General features: G+C 63.4%; 20 protein-coding genes. 6 read left to right on the top strand and 14 right to left on the bottom strand.

The genetic code is table 11. The annotated features are described in order from the left end of the window. Positions 1-38: 38 nt before the first annotated feature. Genes HB778_RS08375 through HB778_RS08365 form a run of 3 tightly spaced genes read left to right on the top strand, consistent with a single transcriptional unit; the run spans position 39 to position 2,823 of the window. The gene (locus tag HB778_RS08375) at positions 39-956 is read left to right on the top strand and encodes an ABC transporter permease (RefSeq protein ID WP_095199430.1); all 918 of its coding nucleotides are present in this window, start codon (positions 39-41) and stop codon (positions 954-956) included. Further along, complete coding sequence (locus HB778_RS08370; protein WP_095199429.1) at positions 953-1,744, top strand: ABC transporter permease; 792 nt, start codon at positions 953-955, stop codon at positions 1,742-1,744. Before HB778_RS08375 ends, HB778_RS08370 begins: the two co-directional genes overlap by 4 nt. Positions 1,745-1,758: 14 nt before the next feature. After that, a complete protein-coding gene (locus HB778_RS08365) occupies positions 1,759-2,823 on the top strand; it encodes an ABC transporter ATP-binding protein (protein ID WP_183462966.1) in 1,065 nt (354 codons plus the stop codon). 51 nt (positions 2,824-2,874) lie between these two features. On the opposite strand, the gene HB778_RS08360 is transcribed toward HB778_RS08365, so the two are convergent. Continuing rightward, positions 2,875-3,414 (bottom strand): hypothetical protein, encoded by a 540-nt coding sequence (locus tag HB778_RS08360; RefSeq protein WP_183462963.1) that lies wholly within the window; start codon positions 3,412-3,414, stop codon positions 2,875-2,877. Positions 3,415-3,518: 104 nt separating this feature from the next. Continuing rightward, on the bottom strand, positions 3,519-4,145 hold the full coding sequence (locus tag HB778_RS08355; RefSeq protein WP_183462961.1) for a glutathione S-transferase family protein: 627 nt from the start codon (positions 4,143-4,145) through the stop codon (positions 3,519-3,521). A gap of 125 nt (positions 4,146-4,270) precedes the next feature. Between HB778_RS08355 and HB778_RS08350 the strand changes: the two genes are divergently transcribed. The 3 genes from HB778_RS08350 (at position 4,271) to HB778_RS08340 (ending at position 7,801) form a co-directional block, all read left to right on the top strand. Beyond that, positions 4,271-5,824: a cation:proton antiporter gene (locus HB778_RS08350; protein ID WP_183462959.1), complete on the top strand. Its 1,554-nt coding sequence runs from the start codon at positions 4,271-4,273 to the stop codon at positions 5,822-5,824. 215 nt (positions 5,825-6,039) lie between these two features. Further along, the gene (locus HB778_RS08345; protein WP_183462958.1) at positions 6,040-6,948 is read left to right on the top strand and encodes an endonuclease/exonuclease/phosphatase family protein; all 909 of its coding nucleotides are present in this window, start codon (positions 6,040-6,042) and stop codon (positions 6,946-6,948) included. A 7-nt stretch (positions 6,949-6,955) separates the two neighbouring features. Beyond that, on the top strand, positions 6,956-7,801 hold the full coding sequence (locus tag HB778_RS08340) for an EamA family transporter (protein WP_183462956.1): 846 nt from the start codon (positions 6,956-6,958) through the stop codon (positions 7,799-7,801). Positions 7,802-7,806: 5 nt separating this feature from the next. Here the strand turns inward: HB778_RS08340 and HB778_RS08335 are convergent, their stop codons facing one another. From HB778_RS08335 to HB778_RS08280, 12 genes are all read right to left on the bottom strand, one after another. Next, complete coding sequence (locus HB778_RS08335) at positions 7,807-9,024, bottom strand: MFS transporter (RefSeq protein ID WP_183462954.1); 1,218 nt, start codon at positions 9,022-9,024, stop codon at positions 7,807-7,809. A gap of 90 nt (positions 9,025-9,114) precedes the next feature. Continuing rightward, positions 9,115-9,432, bottom strand: coding sequence for a Dabb family protein (locus HB778_RS08330; RefSeq protein ID WP_183462952.1), 318 nt, complete (start codon positions 9,430-9,432; stop codon positions 9,115-9,117). A gap of 12 nt (positions 9,433-9,444) precedes the next feature. Further along, positions 9,445-11,073: a GMC family oxidoreductase gene (locus tag HB778_RS08325; protein ID WP_183462950.1), complete on the bottom strand. Its 1,629-nt coding sequence runs from the start codon at positions 11,071-11,073 to the stop codon at positions 9,445-9,447. 10 nt (positions 11,074-11,083) lie between these two features. Continuing rightward, positions 11,084-11,845 (bottom strand): 3-ketoacyl-ACP reductase, encoded by a 762-nt coding sequence (locus HB778_RS08320; RefSeq protein WP_183462948.1) that lies wholly within the window; start codon positions 11,843-11,845, stop codon positions 11,084-11,086. After that, the gene (locus HB778_RS08315; RefSeq protein ID WP_183462946.1) at positions 11,842-13,344 is read right to left on the bottom strand and encodes an FAD-dependent oxidoreductase; all 1,503 of its coding nucleotides are present in this window, start codon (positions 13,342-13,344) and stop codon (positions 11,842-11,844) included. The genes HB778_RS08320 and HB778_RS08315 overlap by 4 nt, the downstream gene beginning before the upstream one ends. A 5-nt stretch (positions 13,345-13,349) precedes the next feature. Further along, positions 13,350-14,465 (bottom strand): ABC transporter ATP-binding protein, encoded by a 1,116-nt coding sequence (locus HB778_RS08310; RefSeq protein WP_095199415.1) that lies wholly within the window; start codon positions 14,463-14,465, stop codon positions 13,350-13,352. Between the two features lie 20 nt (positions 14,466-14,485). Further along, positions 14,486-15,430, bottom strand: a complete 945-nt coding sequence (locus HB778_RS08305) for a carbohydrate ABC transporter permease (RefSeq protein WP_183462944.1) — start codon at positions 15,428-15,430, stop codon at positions 14,486-14,488. Next, positions 15,427-16,377 (bottom strand): carbohydrate ABC transporter permease, encoded by a 951-nt coding sequence (locus tag HB778_RS08300; RefSeq protein WP_183462942.1) that lies wholly within the window; start codon positions 16,375-16,377, stop codon positions 15,427-15,429. The genes HB778_RS08305 and HB778_RS08300 overlap by 4 nt, the downstream gene beginning before the upstream one ends. A 150-nt stretch (positions 16,378-16,527) precedes the next feature. Then, the gene (locus HB778_RS08295; RefSeq protein WP_095199412.1) at positions 16,528-17,781 is read right to left on the bottom strand and encodes an ABC transporter substrate-binding protein; all 1,254 of its coding nucleotides are present in this window, start codon (positions 17,779-17,781) and stop codon (positions 16,528-16,530) included. A gap of 58 nt (positions 17,782-17,839) precedes the next feature. After that, complete coding sequence (locus HB778_RS08290) at positions 17,840-19,477, bottom strand: aldehyde dehydrogenase family protein (protein WP_183462940.1); 1,638 nt, start codon at positions 19,475-19,477, stop codon at positions 17,840-17,842. Continuing rightward, a complete protein-coding gene (locus HB778_RS08285) occupies positions 19,365-20,141 on the bottom strand; it encodes an enoyl-CoA hydratase/isomerase family protein (RefSeq protein ID WP_183462938.1) in 777 nt (258 codons plus the stop codon). The genes HB778_RS08290 and HB778_RS08285 overlap by 113 nt, the downstream gene beginning before the upstream one ends. Continuing rightward, positions 20,134-21,684 carry an acyl CoA:acetate/3-ketoacid CoA transferase gene (locus HB778_RS08280; protein WP_432421261.1) on the bottom strand — a complete coding sequence of 517 codons (1,551 nt, stop codon included), beginning with the start codon at positions 21,682-21,684 and terminating at the stop codon, positions 20,134-20,136. The genes HB778_RS08285 and HB778_RS08280 overlap by 8 nt, the downstream gene beginning before the upstream one ends. Positions 21,685-21,710 lie beyond the last annotated feature (26 nt).

The raw sequence follows: 21,710 nt of genomic DNA, 5'->3' as shown, positions 1-21,710 counted from the left end.
AGGCCGCCCGGCCTTCCCTCGAAGACGGTAGCCGGCGCATGACCGATCTCTCGCTTTCAAATCGAACGATTGCCACCAAGCCCGCGCCGCCGAATGCGGCGACCGCTTTCCGGTTCCCGACGCAATGGATCGGTGTGGCGCCGTTCTTCATTTTCACCATCATGTTCCTGATCCTGCCGACGCTTTATCTTGTCGTTGGCGCCTTTCAAGACGGGGATGGCCACCTAACGCTGGATAACCTCCTGCAACTGGTGAGCGACCCGTCCATCAGCAATGCCTACTGGGTTTCGATCAAGATCAGTTTCTGGTCGGCCATTATCGGTGCATTTGCCGGACTCGCGCTGGCTATCGCTATCGTGCGCGGCGGCCTGCCCAACTGGATACGGTCGGCGACCCTGACATTCTCTGGGGTGGCCTCTAACTTCGCCGGCTTGCCGCTCGCCTTCGCGTTCATAGCAACGCTCGGTCGCGTCGGTATTGTGACGGCGCTCCTGCGCGATGTGTTCAACCTCAACATCTACGCGATGGGGTTCAATTTCCTGACCACGGCCGGGCTGATCGTGGTTTACCTGTTCTTCCAGATTCCGCTGATGGTGGTCATCATCGTGCCGGCAATCGATGGTTTGAAGAAGGAATGGGGCGAGGCGGCCGCCACACTCGGTGCCACCCAGGCGCAGTACTGGCGCATGGTGGTCATACCGGTGTTGTGGCCAAGCTTTCTCGGCACGGTCATCCTGCTGTTCGCCAATTCCTTCGGCGCCATTGCCACGGCTTATGCGTTTGCCGGCCCGGCGCTCAACATCGTGCCCATCAAGCTGTATTCTCAGATCAATGGCGACGTGCTGCACAACCCGCAACTCGGCTACGCCATCGCCTTCGGCATGATCGTCATCACGGGCTTGGCCAATGTCTTCTACATCTGGTTCCGGACGCGTTCTGAGAGGTGGCTCAAATGAAGTCGGGAAAATTCTGGGCTTGGGTCGTTTTCGCGCTTAGCGCGGCATATTTCTTCATTCCTCTGCTCGCGACGTTCGAGTTTTCGCTGCGCCTGCGGCGCGGCGTCCATTCCTTCGACGCCTATCAGATCGTGTTGGGCGACCCACGGTTCCAGGCAACGTTCATGTATTCGGTGATTGCCGCGATCTTCACCATCATCCTGGGCGTGCTGGTCGTGGTGCCGGCGGCCTACTGGATCCGGCTGCGGTTGCCGCAGTTGCGGCCAATCGTGGAATTCATCACGCTGCTGCCGCTGGTCATACCGGCCATCGTTATCGTCTTCGGCTACATCAGGATGTACGGCTCGAATTCGCCACTGCCGTTCCTTGCCAGCGATCTGGGCGCCAGTTCCTTGCTGGTGATCGGCTATGCGACGCTGTCGCTGCCCTATATGTACCGCGCGGTCGATACCGGACTTCGCACCATCGACGTGCGCACGTTGACCGAAGCGGCGCAGATACTTGGTGCCGGCTGGTCGACGATCATCACAAAGGTTATCCTGCCCAATGTGCTGATCGCGGTGTTGTCGGGCGCGTTTCTGACCTTCGCGATCGTTATCGGCGAGTTCACCATGGCAAGCCTGCTCAACCGGCCGGCCTTTGGGCCCTACCTGCAGAACATCGGCGCCAACCGCGCCTATGAGCCGGCGGCGCTTGCCATCATCGCCTTCGCCATCACCTGGGGCTGCATGTCGCTGATCCAGATCCTGTCCCGCTTCGCGCCGAAATCGGCGAACCGCCCGAATTGATCGAGAGAAAAGCCATGGTCGAGCCATTCCTGTCCATCCAGCATGTGCGAAAGTCCTACGGCACCAACACCGTGGTCCAGGACTTCAGCCTCGATGTCGCACCGGGCGAGTTCGTCTCGTTCCTCGGACCATCCGGGTGCGGCAAGACCACGGTGCTGCGCATGGTCGCCGGCTTCGAGGAGCCATCGGCCGGCAAGATCGTCGTCGCCGGCAAGGACATTACCCGGCTGAAGCCCAACCAACGCAATGTCGGCATGGTGTTCCAGGCCTATGCGCTGTTCCCGAACCTGACCGTGGCACAGAACATCGCTTTCGGGCTGAAAGTTGGCGGCATGAACAAGCCGGACGCCGACCGGCGCGTCGCCGAGATGCTCGAGATCATCAAGCTGCCGCAGATGGCTGAGCGCTACCCCTACCAGCTCTCGGGCGGCCAGCAGCAGCGCATCGCGCTGGCGCGCGCCATCGCGCCGAAGCCGAAGCTGCTTCTGCTCGACGAGCCGCTGTCGGCGCTCGATGCCAAGGTGCGTGTCTCGCTGCGTGAAGAAATCCGGTCGATCCAGAAGAAGCTCGACATCACCACCATCTTCGTTACCCACGATCAGGAAGAGGCGCTGTCGATCTCCGATCGCATCGCCGTCATGTATGGCGGCAAGGCGGAGCAGGTTGGTACGCCGTTCGAGATCTACAACCGCCCGGCGACGAAGTTCGTCGCCAATTTCGTTGGCACACTGAATGTGCTTGAAGGCACCGTCACCGACGCAGCGGCGGGCACGGTGCGGGTCAATTCCGAACAGGTCTCGCTGAAGGGCAAGCTCAACGGATCCAAGTCGGGCGATACGCTGACGCTGGCGCTGCGTCCCGAGGCGATTTCGCTCGGCCGTCAGCCCGGTCGCGATTCCAGCCTGTCCGGCGAGATCTCCGAAGTGCATTTCCTCGGCTCGGTGATCCGCGTTCGCGTCGGCATTGGCGGCAACACGGTGTCGCTCGACACGTTCAACAGCCCGGCAACGCCGCCGCCTGCCGTCGGCGAGAAGGCCGAGATTTCGTTCTCATCGGACGACATGCTGGTGCTGCATTAAGAACCGCAACACCGGCTTGGATAGCCAAGGAAGCCAAGCGAGGCCAGTGTTCTATTCGGTGGGGCAACGTCCCCAAAGGATAGGCTGCGCGAAGCTGAAATCGATCTCCAGCAGGGTATTGGGTGACATCATCAGCAATGCACTCGTCCCGTTGGCGTTCTTCAGAATTTCCTTACCGTTTCCACTGCCGAGCACCTCAATTTGCTGTTCGATGTTCCATCGGTAGTTGTAGGATATCCCCGTTTTGAAAATGTACTCTCTGTGGATCGCGTGCTTCGAGCGGGTAATCGGACCAATAATGTCGAACGAATAGTCCGTCAGTTTCTTGAAGGACTCTCCAAACTTATCGCAGTATTGCTTCATCTTGTCTTCGCTGGCCAGGTCGGAATAACCAAGGTCGATCCACTTCCCTTCGATGAGAGACATCAACGTCTCGTTAGTCTGCTGCGCCCAAAGTCCCATGCCTGGGTCCGGTCGCGTCGTTCCCAGTAGTTTGATCTTAGCCGCCGCCAACTCATCATATAACGCGGAAGCGCCAGCCGCCGGCGAGAGCAGTATCAATGTGCACAGCGTTGCAGACAATCTCAGCATTGGGGGTCCTCGATCAGCCAATTGTTGCGACATGACTTTGGCGATCAGTAATAAACGACCGCTGGTTTTCAAAGGTCAAGGCTGATTGTTATGCTGGCCCGGCTTCAAGCTGGCGCGATGAAGGGCTGCGAAATCGCCTGGAAGACCGGCAGCGCTTCCATCCGCGCGGCGTGCGCGTCGAGCGCCGGGAAATCAGCCAGCGACACCAGACCCGGATGCGCCTCGCCGATGAAACGCAGCACCGCAGCAACCGCGATGTCGGCGTGGCCGATGCGGTCATCGAACCAGTAAGGTGTCGACCGGCCGGCTCGCTCGGTTTCTAGCACGGCAAGCACTGCCGCGATCTGCGTGCGGCAGCGGCCGGCCCAGACGTCGGAGACCTGCTCATGCAGCCGCTTCTCGTAGAAGAGGCTGACGGCCTTGTCGCCGAGGCCGGTGGCCAGGGCCGAAACCTTCAGCGCCTGATGGCGCGTCGGCTCCGTCGCCGGAAACATCCTGCGATCGGCTGGGACCAAACCGTCCAGATAGTCGAGCATCAAATGGCTCTCGATCAGCACCTCGCCATTGTCGAGCACCAGCGTCGGCACCCGCGTCAGCGGGTTGTAGGGCCGGATCTTGTCGGCGTCGCCGAAGGCCGACCACGGACGGTGCTCGAAAGGTATGCCATACAGGGTCAGCGCGATGCCGACGCGGCGCACGAAAGGCGAGTCATATTGGCCGAGGAGGATCATACCGGTGTTGTAGGGCAGGAGGCTGCTTGAGGTGTACGGCCAGAGGGCTTGAGTTTGGTGGCCAATCCACCGCATCCTGCACGAATATTTGCACCGGCACTCCCGTCTCCTTGAAGTAACCGCCCATGGCTCTTTTCGAACTCACCCTTGTCCTGCTTTTGACGGCCGTTGCGCTGACGGCGCTGTCGCGGCGGCTGGAGATTCCCTATCCGTCCCTGCTGGCCCTGGCCGGGGTCGCCATTGCCTTCGTGCCTGGCGCGCCAATGATCGAGATCGATCCGGAGCTGGCGCTTGCGCTGTTCATCGCGCCGGTGCTCCTCGATGCCGCCTATGACACGTCGCTGCGCGACCTGAAGCGCTACCGGCTGCCGCTGCTGCTTTTGGCGCTTGGCGCCGTGGTCTTCACCACTGTCGTCGTTGCCTTCGTCGGCTGGAAGATGGCCGGCCTGCCGATCGCCGCGGCAATCGCGCTCGGCGCCATCGTCGCGCCGCCGGATGCGGTGGCGGCATCCGCCGTGCTCAGCCAATTCAAGGTGCCACACCGCATCACCGCCATCCTGCAGGGCGAGAGCCTGCTCAACGATGCCACCGCGCTCTTGATCTACCGGCTGGCGGTTTCGGCAGCACTCGGCTCGATCATGCTGAGCAACGCCATTCCGACGATCCTGCTGTCAACCATAGGCAGCCTGATCGCCGGCCATCTGCTTGGCCGCTTCTCGCTGCTGACGCTCACCCGGATCGAGGATGCGGCGAGCAGCACGGTGGTGCAGTTCGCCGGGACATTCGGCGTGTGGATCCTGGCCGACAAGCTCGGCCTTTCCGCCATCATCACCATCGTCGTCTACGCCATCACCCTTGCGCGCAGGGCGCCACGCCGCATGTCGGCAAGGCGGCGTGTCAGCACCTATTCGGTGTGGGAGTCGGCGGTGTTCGTGCTCAACGTGCTGGCTTTCGTGCTGATGGGCCTGCAGGCGCGATCGATCGTCGGCCGGCTTTCGGGCGAAGGGCAAGGCCAGGCCTTTCTCTTCGCCGCGACGGTGCTGGTCGTCGTCATTGTGGCACGCCTCGTCTGGGTGGCGAGTTACGTTGCAATCATACGATGGTTTGCCCGCTTCGGTGGCGAAGACAGGAAGCGGGATGTGCCGACATTTGGCGGCGCCGTACTGGTCGGCTGGTGCGGCATGCGCGGGCTGGTGACGCTGGTGGTGGCCATCGCGCTGCCCGCCGGCTTTCCCGGTCGCGATCCGATCGTGCTTGCCGCCTTCGCCGTGGTTCTGGGCACGCTGGTGCTGCAGGGGATGACGCTGAAGCCTCTGCTGCGGGTACTCAACTTCGATCCGGATAGGACAGTCGACAATGAGGTGGCGCAGGCACGTGTCGCCATCATGCAGGCCGCACTCGACGTGTTGAGCCGCAAGACGTCAGCCGCGGCGGCTGTCGTGCGCGAGCAGTACGAGGCTCAGCGCGTCGTTGCGGAAAACCCGGAGGACGCTCAAGCCGCGACCGAATATGACCGGCTGCGCCTCTATGCCATCGACCGCCAGCGCGACACGCTGGAGGAATTGCGCAGCAACGGCACGATTGGCGACGAGGCCTATCACCGGCTGGAGGAAGAGATCGACTGGGCGGAACTGGCGGCGTCTCCGGCTGGCCGATTCCAGCCGCTGACGACCTATTAGGACGGCTCATCGTCAGACCTGAGCCGCCGGCGTCCCTGAGGCGCCTCGCGGCGTTTTCCGGCGTGCGGAGGATACCGGAGCGGTCCGGAATCGGTGCATGATCGCGCAGCAGGGTCGGAGGAGGGCTTCTGGCACAAGCCGCTTCCGTTCTCCTGCACATTGCAACCAATCCATTGAGCCGCTACTGCCATCACCGAAAGTGAGCCGGATAAGCAATGAAGCTGGTCAGCTACAACATCCAGTACGGGTTTGGCGGTGACGGCCGCTACGATCTTTCGCGCGCGGCGCGGGTCGTTGACGGCGCCGACATCATTGCCCTGCAAGAGGTCGAGCGGCACTGGCAACGCAGCAATTTCGACGACCAGCCCGAGCTGCTGTCCCGCCTTCTGCCCGACTATCACTGGGTCTACGGCCCGGCCTTCGACATGGATGCCAGCGAGCGGCAGGACGGCCGCCTGGTCAACCAGCGCCGGCAGTTCGGCACGATGGTGCTGTCGAAGCTGCCAATCGTCTGGTCACGGCTGCATGCGCTGCCGATGCGCCGCACCTTGCGGCCGCTCAACACCCGCAACGCGGCTTTGGAATGCATGATCCGCACGCCGGCCGGCCCGGTGCGGGTGTTTTCGCTGCATCTTGCCCATATCGCCGCGGAGGAGCGGCTGGAGCAGATCAACTACCTGCTTGCCGAACATCGCCGCGCGCCCTCCGAAGGCGGGCCGTGGAGCGGCACTGATGACGAGCCTTCGCGCAACTGGACCAGCGGCGAAGCCGAGCCGGAAAACCCGCTTGCGGCGATCTGGCTGGGCGATTTCAACATGGAGCCGGGCAGCGCCGAATATCGCCGCATCGTCGGCAGCACGCCCTATCATCGCGGTGCGGCCTATATCGACGGCTTCGTCGATGCCGCCGCCGTGGCGATTGAACCGGCGGATGACTTCCACACCCATGAGAAGATCATCGACGGCAGGCTGGCAAAGCGCCGGCTCGACCATTGTTTCGTCGGCGGCATGTTCGCCGGACGGGTCCGCTCGGCTAGTGCCGACATAGGTGAGGTGGCGTCCGACCATTTCCCGGTCCGGGTCGACATCGATCTCGAAACGCCGCTCGGCATGGGAGGTCGGTAAGGCCGAAATGACGCTTTTCGTCTTCTTCGCGGTGCTTGCCGCCGCCGCCATGCACGCGATCTGGAACGCGCTGGTCAAGGTCCATCTCGACCGCTTCCTGTCGATCACGCTGATGACGCTCGGCATGGGCGCGGCCGCACTCATGGTGCTGCCCTTCGTCGAGTTCCCGAAGGCGGAAGTGTGGCCCTACATCATCGCCTCCGTCATCTTCCACATGGGCTACCGCACCTTCCTGATCGGCGCCTACCAGGCCGGCGATTTCGCCCAGACCTATCCGCTGGCGCGCGGCACGGCGCCCTTGCTGGCCGCGATTGGCGGCATGTTCGTCGTCGCCGAAGTGCCGGCGCCGCTCGCCATAGTCGGCATGCTGCTGTTGTCGGCCGGCACGCTGGTGATGTCGTTTCGCGGCGGCGCGCATCTGGAGAAGCTGAACCTGCGCGCCGTCGGCTTTGCCTTCGGCACCTCGGTGTTCATCGCCAGCTATACGCTGTCCGACGGCAGCGGCGCGCGGCTGGCGGCAACCGCGCAAAGCTATGCCGCCTGGCTGTTCATCTGCGATGCCTTTGGCGCGCTGGTGCTGTGCCTCATCTTCCGCGGGCCCAAGGCGCTTCCCGTTTTGGCGCGCGACTGGAAGACCGGACTGTTCACCGGCGTGCTCAGCGGCGCTGCCTACTGGATCGTGATGTGGGCGATGACCAAGGCACCGATCGCCTCGGTCGCGTCGCTGCGCGAGACCTCGATCCTGTTCGCCATGCTGATCTCGGTCTACGCGCTCGGCGAGAAGATGACGGGCTGGCGCGGCGCCGCCGCGCTCAGCATCGTCGCCGGGGTTATCGCGCTGAGGCTTGGTTAGCTCGCTCAACCCAAGACCGTCATCACTTGGCCGCGCCGTTCCGGGCTGAAGCGGATGACGACGATGATGCAGACGGCGACCACGCCGGCGAACAGCGCCAGCGCATAACCGTAGCTGCCGCCCGCGGCTTCAGCGATTCCGGCCTGATACGGACCACCATAGGACGCGGCGAGATTGCCGGCCTGATAGATGAAGCCGGGCAAGGTCGCGCGGACTGCACCCGGCGACAGTTCGTTCAGATGCACCGGAATGACGCCCCAGGCGCCCTGGACCGCGATCTGCATGACGAAGGCGCCGATGGCGAGCATGAACGGCGTCGAGCTGTAGGCCCACAGAGGGATTGCCGGCAGAGCGATCAGGCAGGCGAGCGTAATGGCATTGATCCGGCCGATCCTCTCGGACAGCGCGCCGAATGTCAGGCCGCCGACGATGGCGCCGAGATTGGCGACGATGGTGATCCAGCTCACCGTGTGCGGGTCGAATCCGTGCTGCTTCTTCAGGAAGGTCGGGTAGAGGTCCTGGGTGCCATGGCTGAAGAAATTGAAGAACATCATCAGCACGACGGCATAGAGCGCGACCCCCCAGTGCTTCTGCAGCGTTTCCAGGAGCCCCGGCTTCACGGATTTCTGCGCCTCGACGAAGGCCGGCGATTCCGGCACGTGCGAGCGTATGAAGAGCACGATGAGGGCCGGCACGAAGGAGAGCAGGAACATGGCGCGCCAGCCGACCGTGTAGCCGCCGATCGTCTGCTGATAAAGCAGGCCATAGACCACCGCCGCCAGGAGATAGCCGGCCGGATAACCGCATTGCAGGATGCCCGAGACCATGCCGCGGGCGCTGGGCGGGATGGACTCCATGGCGAGCGAGCTGCCTAGCCCCCATTCACCGCCCATGGCGATGCCGAACAGCGCGCGCAGGGCCAGGAAAATGCCGAGATTGGGCGAGAAGGCGGCGAGCGCGCCGATCACCGAATAGCTGACGATGTTGAGCATCAGGATGGGCTTGCGCCCATATTTGTCGGCGAGCATGCCAAAGAAAAACGCGCCGATGAAGCGCGTCGCCAAGGTCAGGAACAGTGCCTTTGAGACTGCCGGGACATCCGTGTGGAATTCACTCGCAATATCGGTGAGCAGGAATGTCAGAAGGAAGAAATCAAAAGCGTCGAGCGTCCAGCCCAGGAATGAGGCCAGAACGGTTTTCTTCTGCTCGGCGGTGAGATTCAAGGCGTCCTCCTTTGGCTCCCCCAAAGGAACGATATGTCGCCCTGCTTGCAAAAGAGAACAGCGATCAGCCGGCTTTCGAAGAACCGCCGGTCACTTTTTCGTAAGGTCGAGGTCGAAGACCATCAATCCATCGGTGCCGCCTTCGAGTGCTGCGACCAGTCTTGCGCCGGCGCGCTGGTGCGCTTCATGCACGAGATAGGCGTCGCGCGCGGCGACATCGCGGAAATCGATGGTGAAGCCATGGCTGAAGCCACGTGCGAAAGGTTCGGGGCTGACGTTGGCGCTGAACTGGACGGTGTCCATGCCGTCGATCACCTGGCGTAGCGCTTCGAGGTCGGCATGGATCGCCACGCGCTCGTCCTCGGGGACATCGCCGCGAAACCTGACGAAGACACAGTGCCTGATCATTTTCTTTCCCCCTTAAGCGGCCCGGTTGCCGGAAAACACCGCCGGCGGCAGCGGTTCGCGACCGAGGATCAGGTCGGCGCCCTTTTCGCCGACCATGATGGTCGGTGCATTGGTGTTGGAGGAGGGCACGCGCGGCATGACCGAGGCGTCGCAGACGCGCAGACCTTCGATGCCGCGCAGCCGCAGGTCCGGTGTCACCACGGCCATCTCGTCATGGCCCATGCGGCAGGTGCCGACGGGATGATGGTCGGTCTTTGCGGTGCGGCAGGCGTAGTCGAACAGTTCTTCGTCGGTCGCCAGCGATGGACCAGGCAGCACTTCGCGCAGCACGTAAGGAGCAAGCGCCTTCTGCCGCATGATCTCGCGTGCCAGCCGCAGCCCTTTGATCGACATGGCGCGGTCATAGGGATCGGACCAGTAGTTGGGATCGATCAGCGGATGGTCGGCCGGGTCGGTACTCTTCAGCCGCACCGTGCCGCGCGAGCGCGGCCGCAGGAAGGCCGAGTTCAAGGTGACGCCTGGATTCCTGAGCTTCTCGACGCCGGCCTCGATGCCGGAGCCCAGGCCGAGATGGAACTGGATGTCGGGCGAGGCGGCCGTCGGATCGGCGTACCAGAAGCCACCGGTCTCGAACAGGCTGGAGGCCACGGGGCCTTTCTTCAGCAGCAGATATTGCAGGCCAGCCCAGGCCGTGCGGTGCAGCTTGGCGTAATTGTCGTAAGTGTGATCGCCGGTGCATTCGGCGATGACGAACAGATCGAGATGATCCTGCATATTCGAGCCGACGCCGGGCAGGTCGTGCACCGGCGTGACACCCACCGATTTCAGATGATCGGCGGGGCCGATGCCCGACTGCATCAGCAGTTTTGGCGAACCGATGGCGCCGGACGAGACGATCACCTCGCGCTCCGCACGCAGGATTTTCTTCTCGCCGCCCGGTTTGTCGACGACCTCAACGCCGATGGCGCGGCCTCTCTCGACGACGACGCGGGTCACCAGCACATCGGTCTTGACCGTCAGATTCTTGCGGGCACGGATCGGCTTGAGATAGGCGACCGAAGCAGAGGAGCGCCGGGCGTCCTTCTGGGTCAGTTGATAGTAGCCGACGCCCTCCTGGCTGGCGCCGTTGAAATCCGGGTTGAAGGGGATGCCCATCTCCTGGCCGGCGCGGAAATAGGCCTCGCAGATCGGCAGCGGCGAGATCGGGTTGGATACGCCGAGCGGCCCCTGGTCGCCGTGAAAATCGTTGGCGTAGCGTTGGTTGTTCTCGGCGCGCTTGAAATAGGGCAGCACGTCGCGGTAGCCCCAGCCGGCGAGACCCTCTTCCCTCTCCCAGGCATCGTAGTCGCGGGCATTGCCGCGCGTGTAGATCTGGGCGTTGATGGAGGAGCCACCGCCGACCACCTTGGCCTGCGTGTACCAGAAGACGCGGTCCTTCATGTTTTTCTGCGGCACGGTCGACCAGCCCCAGGAGGCGATACCCCTAGTCATCTTGGCGAAGCCCGCCGGCATATGGATGTAGGGATGCCAGTCCTTGCCGCCGGCTTCGAGCAGCAGTACTGAATTCAAGGGATCCTCGCTCAGCCGGTTGGCCAGAACACAGCCGGCCGGGCCGGCGCCCACGATGATGTAGTCGGTCATGGCATCACCCTTACAACCGTGGCACGGAGAGCGCGCCGTCGACATTGATGATCGAGCCGGTCGAAAAGCCGAGCTTGCCCGAGGCAAGCGCTGCCACCACCGCGCTGATGTCTGACGCTTCGCCCCAGCGTTTGGCCGGTACCAGCCCGCTGTCGATCAAGGCATCGTATTTGGCGGTCACGCCTGCAGTCATGTCGGTGCGGATGATGCCCGGCCGCAGCTCGAACACGCCGATGTTTTCCGGGGCGAGGCGCAGTGCCAGGTTCTTCACCCACATCGAAAGCCCGGCCTTCGAGACGCAATATTCGGAGCGCTCCGGCGACGCCATCTCGGCGCTGACCGAGGTGACGGTGATGATCGATTTTGCGTGGTTGCCCGGTGCGGCCAGCATCGCCTTGGCGACGGCCTGGCTGAGGAAGACCGTGCCGCGCAGGTTGATATCAAGCGTACGGTCGAAATTCTCCGGCTTCAGCTCCAGCAGATCACCGCGCACGACAGCGCCGACGCCGGCATTGTTGACGAGGCAGTCGATGCGGCCGAAGGCGTGCATCGCGGCATCGACGAGTGCAACGTGGCTGTCGAGATTGGCGATGTCGCAGCTGATATAGGCGAGTTTCGCACCGCGCGCTGAGATGTTGGCGGCGAGTTCGTCAGGCGCCTGTTCGGCAAGGTCGGCGACCAGAATGTCAAAGCCGGCATCGGCCAGAGCCTCGGCACAAGCCAGCCCAATGCCGCGTGCGGCGCCGGTGACGATGGCCGCGGGGCGGGTCATGCGGCGAGCTCGGTCTTGCGGATGTGATCAGCAACCCGCAGCGCCTGCGCGGCGATCGACAGCGCCGGGTTGACCGCAGCCGAGTTCGGCAGAAAACTGCCGTCGACGACGAACAGGTTCCGGTGGTCGAACGACCGGCAGAACGGATCGAGCGGCGCGGTCGCCGGATCGTCGCCCATCTTCACCGTGCCGCACTGGTGCGAGGGGGTGCGCTTGTCGAAGGGGCGCGACAGCACGATGGGGTAGCCGCAGGCGCGGAAGTTTTCGCGCATCACCTTGGTCAGCCCGTCGAGCGACTGCATGTTGGATCGCCGCCACTGCATGACGATGTCCTTGCCGTCGACCATGATGCGGCTTTCCGGATCGGGCAGGTCCTCGCACATCAAATACCAGTCGACGGCGTGGCCGGCCATGTAATCGAGCACGAATTTCGGTATCGTCTTCACATTGGCCTTGAGCATGTTGCCGTCGATCTTGCCGAGCAGCTGGACGTTGCCGAGCGGTTTGCCGCCCTTGCCGTCGGACAGGTAGTAATCGTTCAGCATCAGCGTCTTCTGGTAGACGGCATCGTTCCTGCGGCGCGGATCGATCGCGAGCATGGCGCTGGAATTGTGGTTCATGAAATTGCGGCCGACCTGGTCAGAGCGGTTGGCGAGGCCCTTGCCATCGGATGAGGGCGAGCGCAGCAGGATGACGGCGGAATTGACCGCACCGGCTGAGAGGATGACCAGCTTGGGTGACAGTTTCTTCAGCTCGCCATTCTGGCGGTAATGGATCGCAACGATGCTTTTGCCATCGGGCGATGCTTCGAGATATTCGACGTAGCAGCCGGTCTCGAGCCGGATATTGCTGTCCTTGAGCGCTGCCGCCAGTGGCGCTGTCTGGGCGTCCATCTTGCCCTGGCCGGTGTTGGGGAAAGCGTCCCAGCCGGTCTTGCCGTCCTTCAGCCAGGTATTGATGTCTACGCCGAGCGGCAGTGAGGCTGGATGCAGGCCAAGCCCCTTGAGTTCGGCGCGGGCGCGGGCGATCGGCGCTTCGTCGGGCACCGGCTTGAAGGCGTAGGGGATCGAGTGAAACGGCTCGGTCGGGTCCTCGCCCAGCGTGCCGCGCACGCGAAACAGCTGCTCGGCCTTGGAATACCAGGATTCGAACTCGTCGTAGGAAAACGGCCAGGCCGGAGAGACGCCACCGAAGTGCTCCATGGCCGAAAAGTCTTCCTTGCGGTAGCGAATCAGCACCGCGCCGTAGAATTTCGAGTTGCCGCCGACATAGTAGTAGTTGCCGGGGTTGAAGGCAGCGCCGCCGGCCTCGCGCCACATCTCCTTGGGCCGGTAGTGGCCGTCGACGAAGATCGAGCGCGTGTCACGGGCATGCGAGGTTGCCGGCAAGGGCTCGCCGCGCTCCAGCATCAGGATCGAGGCGCCACTGCCGGCCAGACCGGAGGCGATCGTGGCGCCGCCAATGCCGGAGCCGATGATGACGATGTCTGGATTTGCCATAGCCGTCAGCGGATGCGGTTCTCGGTCGCCGGATCGAAGAACACCGCCTTGGTCAGGTTGAAGGCGAGCGGCGTGCTGGTGCCCGGCTGGATGTTGGCGTCGGCGCGCAGCCGCGCCACAACGGGCTTGCCGCCGAGATTGGTCACCGCGAAGGTGTCGGAGCCGGCCGGCTCGACGACTTCGATGTGCAGGTCGGCGGTGGCAATGTTGGAGGCGTTGCGTTCGGCACCCTCCGGATCGGTCAGCGCTTCCGGCCGCACGCCGAAGATGATCGGCTTGCCCTGGAATGCCGAGAGACCCGTCGGCGCGTTGGCCATCGGCAGTGTGATCGGCTCGCGCGCCTCGCGCTGCAGCACGACGGACAGCGCATTGCCCGATGTGGCGATGGTCGCCGGGATCAGATTCATCGCCGGGGAACCCATGAAATCGGCGACGAACAGGTTGGTGGGGTTGTTGTAGATCTCGGCCGGGGTGCCGAACTGCTGCACCTCGCCGTCGCGCATGACGGCGATCTTGGTCGCCAGCGTCATCGCCTCGATCTGGTCGTGGGTGACGTAGACGATGGTGGTGCCTGTCGTGGCATGCAGGCGCTTGATCTCGATGCGCATGTCGACGCGCAGCTTGGCGTCGAGGTTGGACAGTGGCTCGTCGAACAGGAACAGCTTGGGGTCGCGCACCAGCGCACGGCCCATGGCGACGCGCTGGCGCTGGCCGCCGGAAAGCTGGCTTGGCTTGCGCTGCAGCAAGTGGCCGATCTGCAGGACCTTCGCCACCTTGTCGATCGCCTTCTGGCGCTCGTCGGCCGGCACGCCGCGCATTTCCATGCCGAACGAGATGTTCCCGGCCACCGTCATGTTCGGGTAGAGCGCGTAGCTCTGGAACACCATGGCGATGTCGCGCTTCGAAGGATGCAGATCGTTGATGGCGCGGCCCTCGACGCGGATCTCGCCCTCGGTGATCTGCTCCAGCCCGGCAATGGTGTTGAGCAGCGTGGACTTGCCGCAGCCGGACGGGCCGACCAGCACCAGGAAGCCGCCCTTTTCGAGCTCGACATCGATGCCCTTCAGGATCTCAACATTCCCGAAGCGCTTCTTCAGCCCGTCAATTTCCAGAAAAGCCATGGTCGTTCCTTCTGAATTGGTCAGCCTTTGACCGCGCCCGCCATCAGCCCGCGCACGAAATAGCGGCCGGCGACGACATAGACGATCAGGGTGGGGAGAGCCGCGATCATCGCGGCCGCCATATTGACGTTGTATTCGACGACGCCGGTCGAGGTGTTGACGACGTTGTTCAGCGCTACCGTCATCGGCATGGCGTCGCCGGTGCCGGCATAGGCGGAGGCGAACAGGAAGTCGTTCCAGATGTTGGTGAACTGGTAGATGACGGTGACGACGAAGATCGGCATCGAGTTCGGCAGCATAATGCGGCGGAAGATCTGGAAGAAGGAGGCGCCATCGACCTGTGCAGCCTTGATCAATTCGGTCGGAAAGGCCTCGTAGTAATTGCGGAAGAACAGCGTGGTGAAGCCGATGCCGTAGACGACGTGGACGAAGACGAGATTGACCGTCGAATTGCCGAGGCCGAAACTCGTTCCGACCGAGTTCTGCAGCGTCACGCCGAAACGGCCGACGCTGCCGAGGATCGTCGCCATCGGCAGCAGCACCGACTGGAACGGGATGAAGCAGGCGAACAGCATCAGCCCGAACACCAGTGTCGCGCCGCGAAAGCGCCATTTGGTCAGCACGTAGCCGTTGAGCGCGCCGAGCATGGTCGAGATCAACACGGCGGGAACCACCATCTTGATGGAGTTCCAGAAATAGCCCTTGATGCCGGCGCAGGTGAGGCCGACGCAGGTCTCGCCCCAGGCCTTCAGCCAGGGATCGAAGGTCGGCGCCTTGGGCAGCGCCAGCATGTTGCCGTTCTGGATCTCGTCCATGGTCTTGAACGAGGTGACCAGCATGACGAACAGCGGCATCAGGTAGAACAGCGCAAACAGGGCCAAGAGCCCGTAGATGACGATGCGGTTGATGGTCTTGGTGCTGATGCCGCCGGAGGCCTGGCGGGCAGGGGTGGCGACGGCGCTCATCGCGGCTTCTCCCGCAGTTCCGAATAGAGATAGGGCACGATGATGGCGACGATGGTCATCAGCATGATCACGGCACTGGCCGAGCCGACCGCCATTTCGTTGCGCTTGAACGTGTATTCGTACATGAAATTCGAAGGCAGCCAGGCCGAGCCGCCGGGGCCGCCGGAGGTCAGCGCCACCACAAGGTCATACGACTTGATGGCAAGGTGGGCGAGCACGATGAAGGCCGACAGGAAGATCGGTCGCAGCAGCGGAATGACGATGCGGCGATAGAGCTGGAAGGTGGTGGCGCCGTCGATCTGCGCCGCCTTCATGATCTCGCCGTCAATGCCGCGCAGGCCGGCCAGGAACATCGCCATAATGAAGCCGGAGGCCTGCCAGACGCCGGCGATGACCACCGTGTAGATGACGAAATCCTTGTTCTTGATCCAGTCGAAATGGAAACTCGTCCAGCCCCATTGATGCAGCGTCTGCTCAAGGCCGAGACCCGGATCGAGGAACCATTTCCAGGCGACACCGGTGACGATGAAGGACAGCGCCATCGGGTAGAGATAGATCGGCCGCAGTGCGCCTTCGCCGCGGATCTTCTGGTCGAGCAGGATGGCCAGGAACAGGCCCAGCGCCAGGCAGATCAGGATGTAGAGAAAGCCGAAAATGCCCATATTGGTGATCGACGTGTACCAGCTCGATGGCGGGTCGGTGTCGAAGGTCCAGCCCCACAGCCGCTGATAGGCGCGCGAGCCGGTGATGACATAGGACGGGAAGGTCTTGGAATTGGTGAAGGACAGATAGATCGTCCACAGGATGAAGCCGTAGACGAAGACGATGGTGATGGCGAAGCTCGGCGCCAGCACGATCTTCGGCAAGGCGTCCTGCAGGCGCGAACGCACAGAGGGGCGCGACCGCTCCGGTGTCAGCTTGATCTGGCTTGTTGCTACCGTGCTCATGAGCTCCTCCCGCTTCGGGTCGTCCGTGCTCTGCCGTCAGGCGGCAAGGCGACCCATGCATACGGGTCTTTGGTCGGCATGGTGTCGAGCCGGCCAATCCTGAGATGAAACCTTCCCCGCCGAAGCGGGGAAGGTGTTTTTCTGGCTAGCTTACTTGGCGTCGTCGATGGCCTTGACCAGTTCGGTCACGGCTTCGTCCGAGGTCTTGATCTGACCATGGACGAACTTCGAGACGACGTCCTTGTAGGCATTGGCAACCGCCGGAGGCGCGCCATAGCCCTGGGCCAGCGAGCCGAACAGCGTGCCGCCGTCGTTGGCCTTCTTCAGGTCGGCGATGCCCTTCTTGCCGCAAGCGTCGAAGTCGGTGTCCGGAACGTCGGTACGGGCCGGAACCGAACCCTTGACGACGTTGAAGGCCGACTGGAAGCTCTTCGACAGTGTGGCGGTGGCCAGTGCGACTTGGGCGGCCTTGCGGTCGTCCGGAACGTTGAACATGCCGAACATGTCGGAGTTGTAGATCACGGAGCCGTCGGTGCCCGGGAAGCGATAGCACAGGAAGTCCGTGCCCGGGGTCTTCTTGGCGGCGTGGAACTCACCCTTGGCCCAGTCACCCATGACCTGCACCAGGGCATCGCCCTTGATGACCATGGCGGTGGCGAGGTTCCAGTCGCGGCCCGAGAAGTTCGGGTCGACATAGGTGACGAGCTTGGCCAAATTGTCGAACGACTTCTTCATCGTGTCGGACTTGAGCGAGGCGTCGTCGAGGTCGTTGAAGGCCTTCTTGTAGAACTCAGGCCCGCCGGTCGACAGCACGACCGAGTCGAACATGGTGGCTTCCTGCCAGTTCTGGCCGCCGAGAGCGAGCGGGATCACGCCTGCCGCCTTAGCCTTGTCGAGCAGGGCAATGAAGTCGTCGAAGGTCTTCGGCTCGGTGCCGCCGATCTTGTCCATGACGGCCTTGTTGATCCACAGCCAGTTGACCGAGTGGACGTTGACCGGAGCGGCAACCCACTTGCCTTCATAGACCGAGAACTTCTGCAGGGCCGCCGGAACCGACTTGTCCCAGCCTTCCTTCTTCGCCGTCTCGGTCAGGTCGCCCATGACGCCGGCAGCGGCATAGTCGAGCACGGTGTAGCCGAGCATCTGCGAGGCGGTCGGATAGTTGCCGGCCGCGACCATTGCCTTCAGCGCGGTCATGGCAGCGTCGCCGCCACCGCCGGCCACCGGCACGTCCTTCCAGGCATAGCCTTCCTTGGCCAGATCGCCCTTGAGGACGTTGAGAGCAGCCGCTTCGCCGCCCGACGTCCACCAATGCAGCATCTGCACTTCCTTGACGTCCGCGGCATGCGCCGAGAAGGCAAAGCTCGTCGCAAGAGCCGTTCCGATAAGCAGTTTGCGCAACATGTACTTCCTCCCTTGTTGCATTACACGACCGGTGGCAGCCCACCGGGTTCTTCCAAACTCAGCCGACCCACCATCCGGTGCGCTGGCCGCGATGAAACTGGATTGTCTTTTCCTCGGTATAATCCTCGACGGCGCGTTTGCCGAGTTCGCGTCCGAGACCGGACTGCTTGTAGCCTCCGAAAGGCAGTTCGGGATAACCTTCCATGAATGTGTTCACCCAAACCGTCCCCGAACGCACCCCACGCGCCACCGACATGCAAGTGTCGATGCTGGCGCTCCACACGCCTGCAGACAGACCATAGGGCGTGTTGTTGGCGATGTGCAACGCCTTTTCAATCGTTTCAAAAGTCAGCACGGAGAGCACCGGTCCGAACACTTCCTCACGCGCAATCGCCATGTTCTCGGTGACGTTGCGTAAGATGGTCGGATCGAGATATTGGCCGGCATTGGAGACCAGCTGCTTGCCACCGCTGTAGACGTTGCTGCCTTCGTTTGCCGCTGCCGCAACATAATCTGTCACCTTGGCCAGATGGTCGGATGAGATCATCGCGCCGACCTTGGTTCGATCATCCAGTGGATCTCCCACGGTCACTCTCGACGTAAGTGCCTTTACAGCGTCAAGAAAATCGTCGGCGATCGCTTCATGCACGATCAGCCGGCTGCCGGCGTTGCAGCATTCGCCGGCATTGAAGAAGCCGCCGAACACCGCCGCGTCGGCCGCGGCCTCGAGATCGGCGTCGGGGAAGACGATCTGGCCATTCTTGCCGCCGAGCTCCATCGAGACCTTCTTCAGCGACTGCGCGGCCGAGGCCATTGTCATCTTGCCGACGCGGGTCGAGCCGGTGAACGAGACCATCTCGACCAGCGGGTGGCTGACCATCGGGGCGCCGACATCGGCGCCAAGACCAGCGAGGATGTTGACGACGCCTGCGGGCAGGCCGGCCTCAAGCAGGATGTCGCCGAGCACGAAGGTCGAGGCCGAGGTCATTTCGCTCGGCTTGACCACGGCCGTGCAGCCGGCAGCGAGCGCGAAAGGCAGTTTCTGGCTGACGATGAGGAACGGGAAATTCCACGGCGTGATGATCGACACGACGCCGATCGGCTCGCGCACGACCACGCCCAGCATGGCGTCGCCGAGATTGGCATAGCTCTCGCCATGCAGAGTTCGGGCGAGCGAAGCGGCGTAGCGCCAGATGTCGACGGCGCCGCCGATCTCGCCGCGCGCCTGGGCGATCGGCTTGCCGGATTCCAGCGCATCGAGCCGGGCGATGTCCTCCAGCCGGGCCTCGATCAGGTCGGCCGTCCTGAACAGGATCGCGGCGCGTTCGGAGGCCTTCATGCGCGGCCAGGGGCCGGTCTCGAACGCTTTGTGCCCAGCCTGCACGGCGGCTTCGACCTCGGCCTCGCCGGCCTGCGCATAGCGCGAAACAGTGAAGCCATGGCCGGGGCTCTTGCGCTCAAGGATACGGCCATCGCGGGCGTCGACATGCTTGCCGTCGATCAGCAGCCGATAGGTTTTGGTGCGGCTGACGCCTCGGCGGGCATGGCGATGTTGAGGGGGGCGTTCATCAGGATTGTTTGCTCTAGCTTCTTGAAAATGCCGGCTTCTGCTTGGTCTTGAAGGCTCCGACGCCAGCCTTGAGGTCGCCGGTAAGCGCGATGAAGCCGCTGGCCAGCGCTTCGGTCGCGGCCGCATTTTCCTCGCCTTCGGCCACCGCGATCATCAGCTTGGCGGCTTCCGTTGCCAGCGGGCCGCGCTCGGCGATCTTTTCGGCCCAGCTTCTGGCTTCGGCCAGCCCGTTGCCGGTTTCAACCACCCGGTCCACCACGCCCAGGGCCAGTGCTTCGCGAGCGAGCAGGATCTCGCCGCCCAACGCCATGCGCCGCACCGTCTGCGCGCCGAAGCGGCGTACGGCGCGTTGCGTGCCGGACCAGCCGGGCACGACACCGATCGAGGTTTCGGGGAAGCCGAGCTTCACATGGGTTTCCGCGACGCGGAAATCGCAGGCGACCGCCAGTTCCAGCCCGCCGCCCAGCGCATGGCCCGAGAGCACGGCGATGGTCGGTTGGCGGAGCCTAGCTAGCCGGTCGAAGACACGATGGCCGTACCGCACCCATTGCACCTGGAAATCGGCGGCGCTCATCTGCGCCCACGCCTCGACATCGCCGCCGGCGCAAAAGCCTTTGCCTTCGCCGCGAAGCAGCACGACGCGGACGCCTTCGGCCATCTCCGCCTCGTCGAGCGCGGCTTCCAGCGCGCGCAGCATCGGGATATCCAGCGCGTTGAATTTTTCCGGCCGGCGCAATGTGACGATGCCGATGGCGCCATCCTGCTCAAATGTAACGAGGCGCTCAGCCATCCGCGCCTCCGAGCGAGGCGCCGCCATTGAGCGACAGGCCGATCGGCCGGTCCTGGTAGAGCGCTGCCGGCGTCACCTTGAGGTCGTTGGCGACACCGAGCGGCATCTCGGCCTGGGCCAGGACGTCGCGCTCGAGGTCAATGCCGGGCGCCAGTTCGGTGACCATCAGGCCGTCCGGCGTCAGCTTCATCACGCAACGCTCGGTGACATAGGTGATGTCTTGCCCCTGCGCGACGGCACGCTTGCCGGAGAAGGAGATGTGCTCGACCTCGTTGACCACCTTCTTGACCTTGCCCTCCTGGTCGATGCGGATGCCGCCATCGGCCAGCGAAAGCTTGGCGCCGGCATTGAAGAAGCCGGAGAAGACGATCTTCTTCGCCCGCGCGGTGATGTCGACAAAGCCACCGGCGCCGGCGGTGACATGCGGCCGCGCCGACAGTTTCGAGACGTTGACCGAGCCGTGGCGATCGATCTGCAGGAAGGAGAGCAGCGAGGCGTCGAAGCCGCCGGCCTGGAAATAGATGAACTGGTGCGGCGAGGGCATGATCGCCTCGGCATTGGAGGCACAGCCGAACTTGAAGTCGAGCAGCGGCACGCCGCCGACCGCGCCCTGCTCGATCACCCAGGTGACCTTGCCGTGCTGGCCTTCTTCCAGAAGAATGCGCGGCACATTGGCGGAGATGCCGAAGCCGATGTTGACGGCCATGCCGTCACGCAATTCCATGGCGACGCGGCGCGCGATCACCTTCTGCACATTCATCTCGGCATTGCGGAAGGTCGACAGCGGCCGGAAGATCTCGCCCGAGATTGCCGGGTCGTAAGGCGTCAGCGTCGTCTGCAACTGGTCCGGCGCGACGACGATATGGTCGACCAGCACGCCCGGCACGCGCACATCATGCGGCTTCAGCGTGCCGTTCTCGACGACGCGCTTGACCTGGGCGATGACGATGCCGCCATTGTTGCGGGCGGCGAGCGCCTGTTCGAGGCCGCCGAGATAGGCGCCTTCGTGCTCATAGGTGAGGTTGCCGCGCTCGTCCGCCGTGGTGGCGCGGATGATCGAAACCTGCGGGACGATCGAGCGGAAATAGAGCCATTCCTCGCCGTCGAACTGCTGCACCGACACAATCGGTTCGCTTGCCGCCGCGTTCATGGCGCAGCCCTGGTGACGCGGATCGGCAAACGTGTCGAGACCGACCTTGGTCAGCACGCCCGGCCGCTTGGCGGCGGCCTCGCGGTGCATGTCGAACAGGATGCCGGACGGCACGTTGTAGGCGGCGACCGAATTGTCGCCGATCATCTTCCAGATCTGCGGTGGCTCGGATGAGGAGGGGCCGGACGGATAGGAGCCGCACAGCGTGCGCTTCAACAGGCCCGGCTTGGCCAGGTGATCGATGCCCTTGATGCCGTACATGTCGCCGGCGGCGATCGGGTGCAGCGTGGTGATGTTCTTCGGGTGGCCTTCCCCGTCGAAGCGCTCGCCGATGGCGGCCAGCACCGCGTCCGGACAGCCGAGGCCGCTCGACGACGACACGGATACCGTCATGCCATCCTTGATCAGGCTGGCTGCCT

This window comes from Mesorhizobium huakuii, from assembly GCF_014189455.1.
In the GTDB taxonomy this organism is placed as follows: Bacteria; Pseudomonadota; Alphaproteobacteria; order Rhizobiales; family Rhizobiaceae; genus Mesorhizobium; species Mesorhizobium huakuii_A.
Note: the sequence above shows the minus strand (reverse complement) of the source record. Positions and strands in the feature narration are given on the sequence as shown.

What these genes read in the sequence shown, in the direction of transcription:
- HB778_RS08375 (WP_095199430.1), top strand. Translation starts at nt 39, where the DNA reads ATGACCGATCTCTCGCTTTCAAATCGAACGATTGCCACCAAGCCCGCG.
- HB778_RS08370 (WP_095199429.1), top strand. Translation starts at nt 953, where the DNA reads ATGAAGTCGGGAAAATTCTGGGCTTGGGTCGTTTTCGCGCTTAGCGCG.
- HB778_RS08330 (WP_183462952.1), bottom strand. Translation starts at nt 9,432, where the DNA reads ATGATCAGGCACTGTGTCTTCGTCAGGTTTCGCGGCGATGTCCCCGAG.
- HB778_RS08350 (WP_183462959.1), top strand. Translation starts at nt 4,271, where the DNA reads ATGGCTCTTTTCGAACTCACCCTTGTCCTGCTTTTGACGGCCGTTGCG.
- HB778_RS08285 (WP_183462938.1), bottom strand. Translation starts at nt 20,141, where the DNA reads ATGGCTGAGCGCCTCGTTACATTTGAGCAGGATGGCGCCATCGGCATC.
- HB778_RS08300 (WP_183462942.1), bottom strand. Translation starts at nt 16,377, where the DNA reads ATGAGCACGGTAGCAACAAGCCAGATCAAGCTGACACCGGAGCGGTCG.
- HB778_RS08355 (WP_183462961.1), bottom strand. Translation starts at nt 4,145, where the DNA reads ATGATCCTCCTCGGCCAATATGACTCGCCTTTCGTGCGCCGCGTCGGC.
- HB778_RS08320 (WP_183462948.1), bottom strand. Translation starts at nt 11,845, where the DNA reads ATGACCCGCCCCGCGGCCATCGTCACCGGCGCCGCACGCGGCATTGGG.
- HB778_RS08310 (WP_095199415.1), bottom strand. Translation starts at nt 14,465, where the DNA reads ATGGCTTTTCTGGAAATTGACGGGCTGAAGAAGCGCTTCGGGAATGTT.
- HB778_RS08365 (WP_183462966.1), top strand. Translation starts at nt 1,759, where the DNA reads ATGGTCGAGCCATTCCTGTCCATCCAGCATGTGCGAAAGTCCTACGGC.
- HB778_RS08295 (WP_095199412.1), bottom strand. Translation starts at nt 17,781, where the DNA reads ATGTTGCGCAAACTGCTTATCGGAACGGCTCTTGCGACGAGCTTTGCC.
- HB778_RS08345 (WP_183462958.1), top strand. Translation starts at nt 6,040, where the DNA reads ATGAAGCTGGTCAGCTACAACATCCAGTACGGGTTTGGCGGTGACGGC.
- HB778_RS08290 (WP_183462940.1), bottom strand. Translation starts at nt 19,477, where the DNA reads ATGCGGCCGCGACCGAAGCGCTGGCCAGCGGCTTCATCGCGCTTACCG.
- HB778_RS08305 (WP_183462944.1), bottom strand. Translation starts at nt 15,430, where the DNA reads ATGAGCGCCGTCGCCACCCCTGCCCGCCAGGCCTCCGGCGGCATCAGC.
- HB778_RS08315 (WP_183462946.1), bottom strand. Translation starts at nt 13,344, where the DNA reads ATGGCAAATCCAGACATCGTCATCATCGGCTCCGGCATTGGCGGCGCC.
- HB778_RS08340 (WP_183462956.1), top strand. Translation starts at nt 6,956, where the DNA reads ATGACGCTTTTCGTCTTCTTCGCGGTGCTTGCCGCCGCCGCCATGCAC.
- HB778_RS08325 (WP_183462950.1), bottom strand. Translation starts at nt 11,073, where the DNA reads ATGACCGACTACATCATCGTGGGCGCCGGCCCGGCCGGCTGTGTTCTG.
- HB778_RS08360 (WP_183462963.1), bottom strand. Translation starts at nt 3,414, where the DNA reads ATGCTGAGATTGTCTGCAACGCTGTGCACATTGATACTGCTCTCGCCG.
- HB778_RS08280 (WP_432421261.1), bottom strand. Translation starts at nt 21,684, where the DNA reads ATGACGGTATCCGTGTCGTCGTCGAGCGGCCTCGGCTGTCCGGACGCG.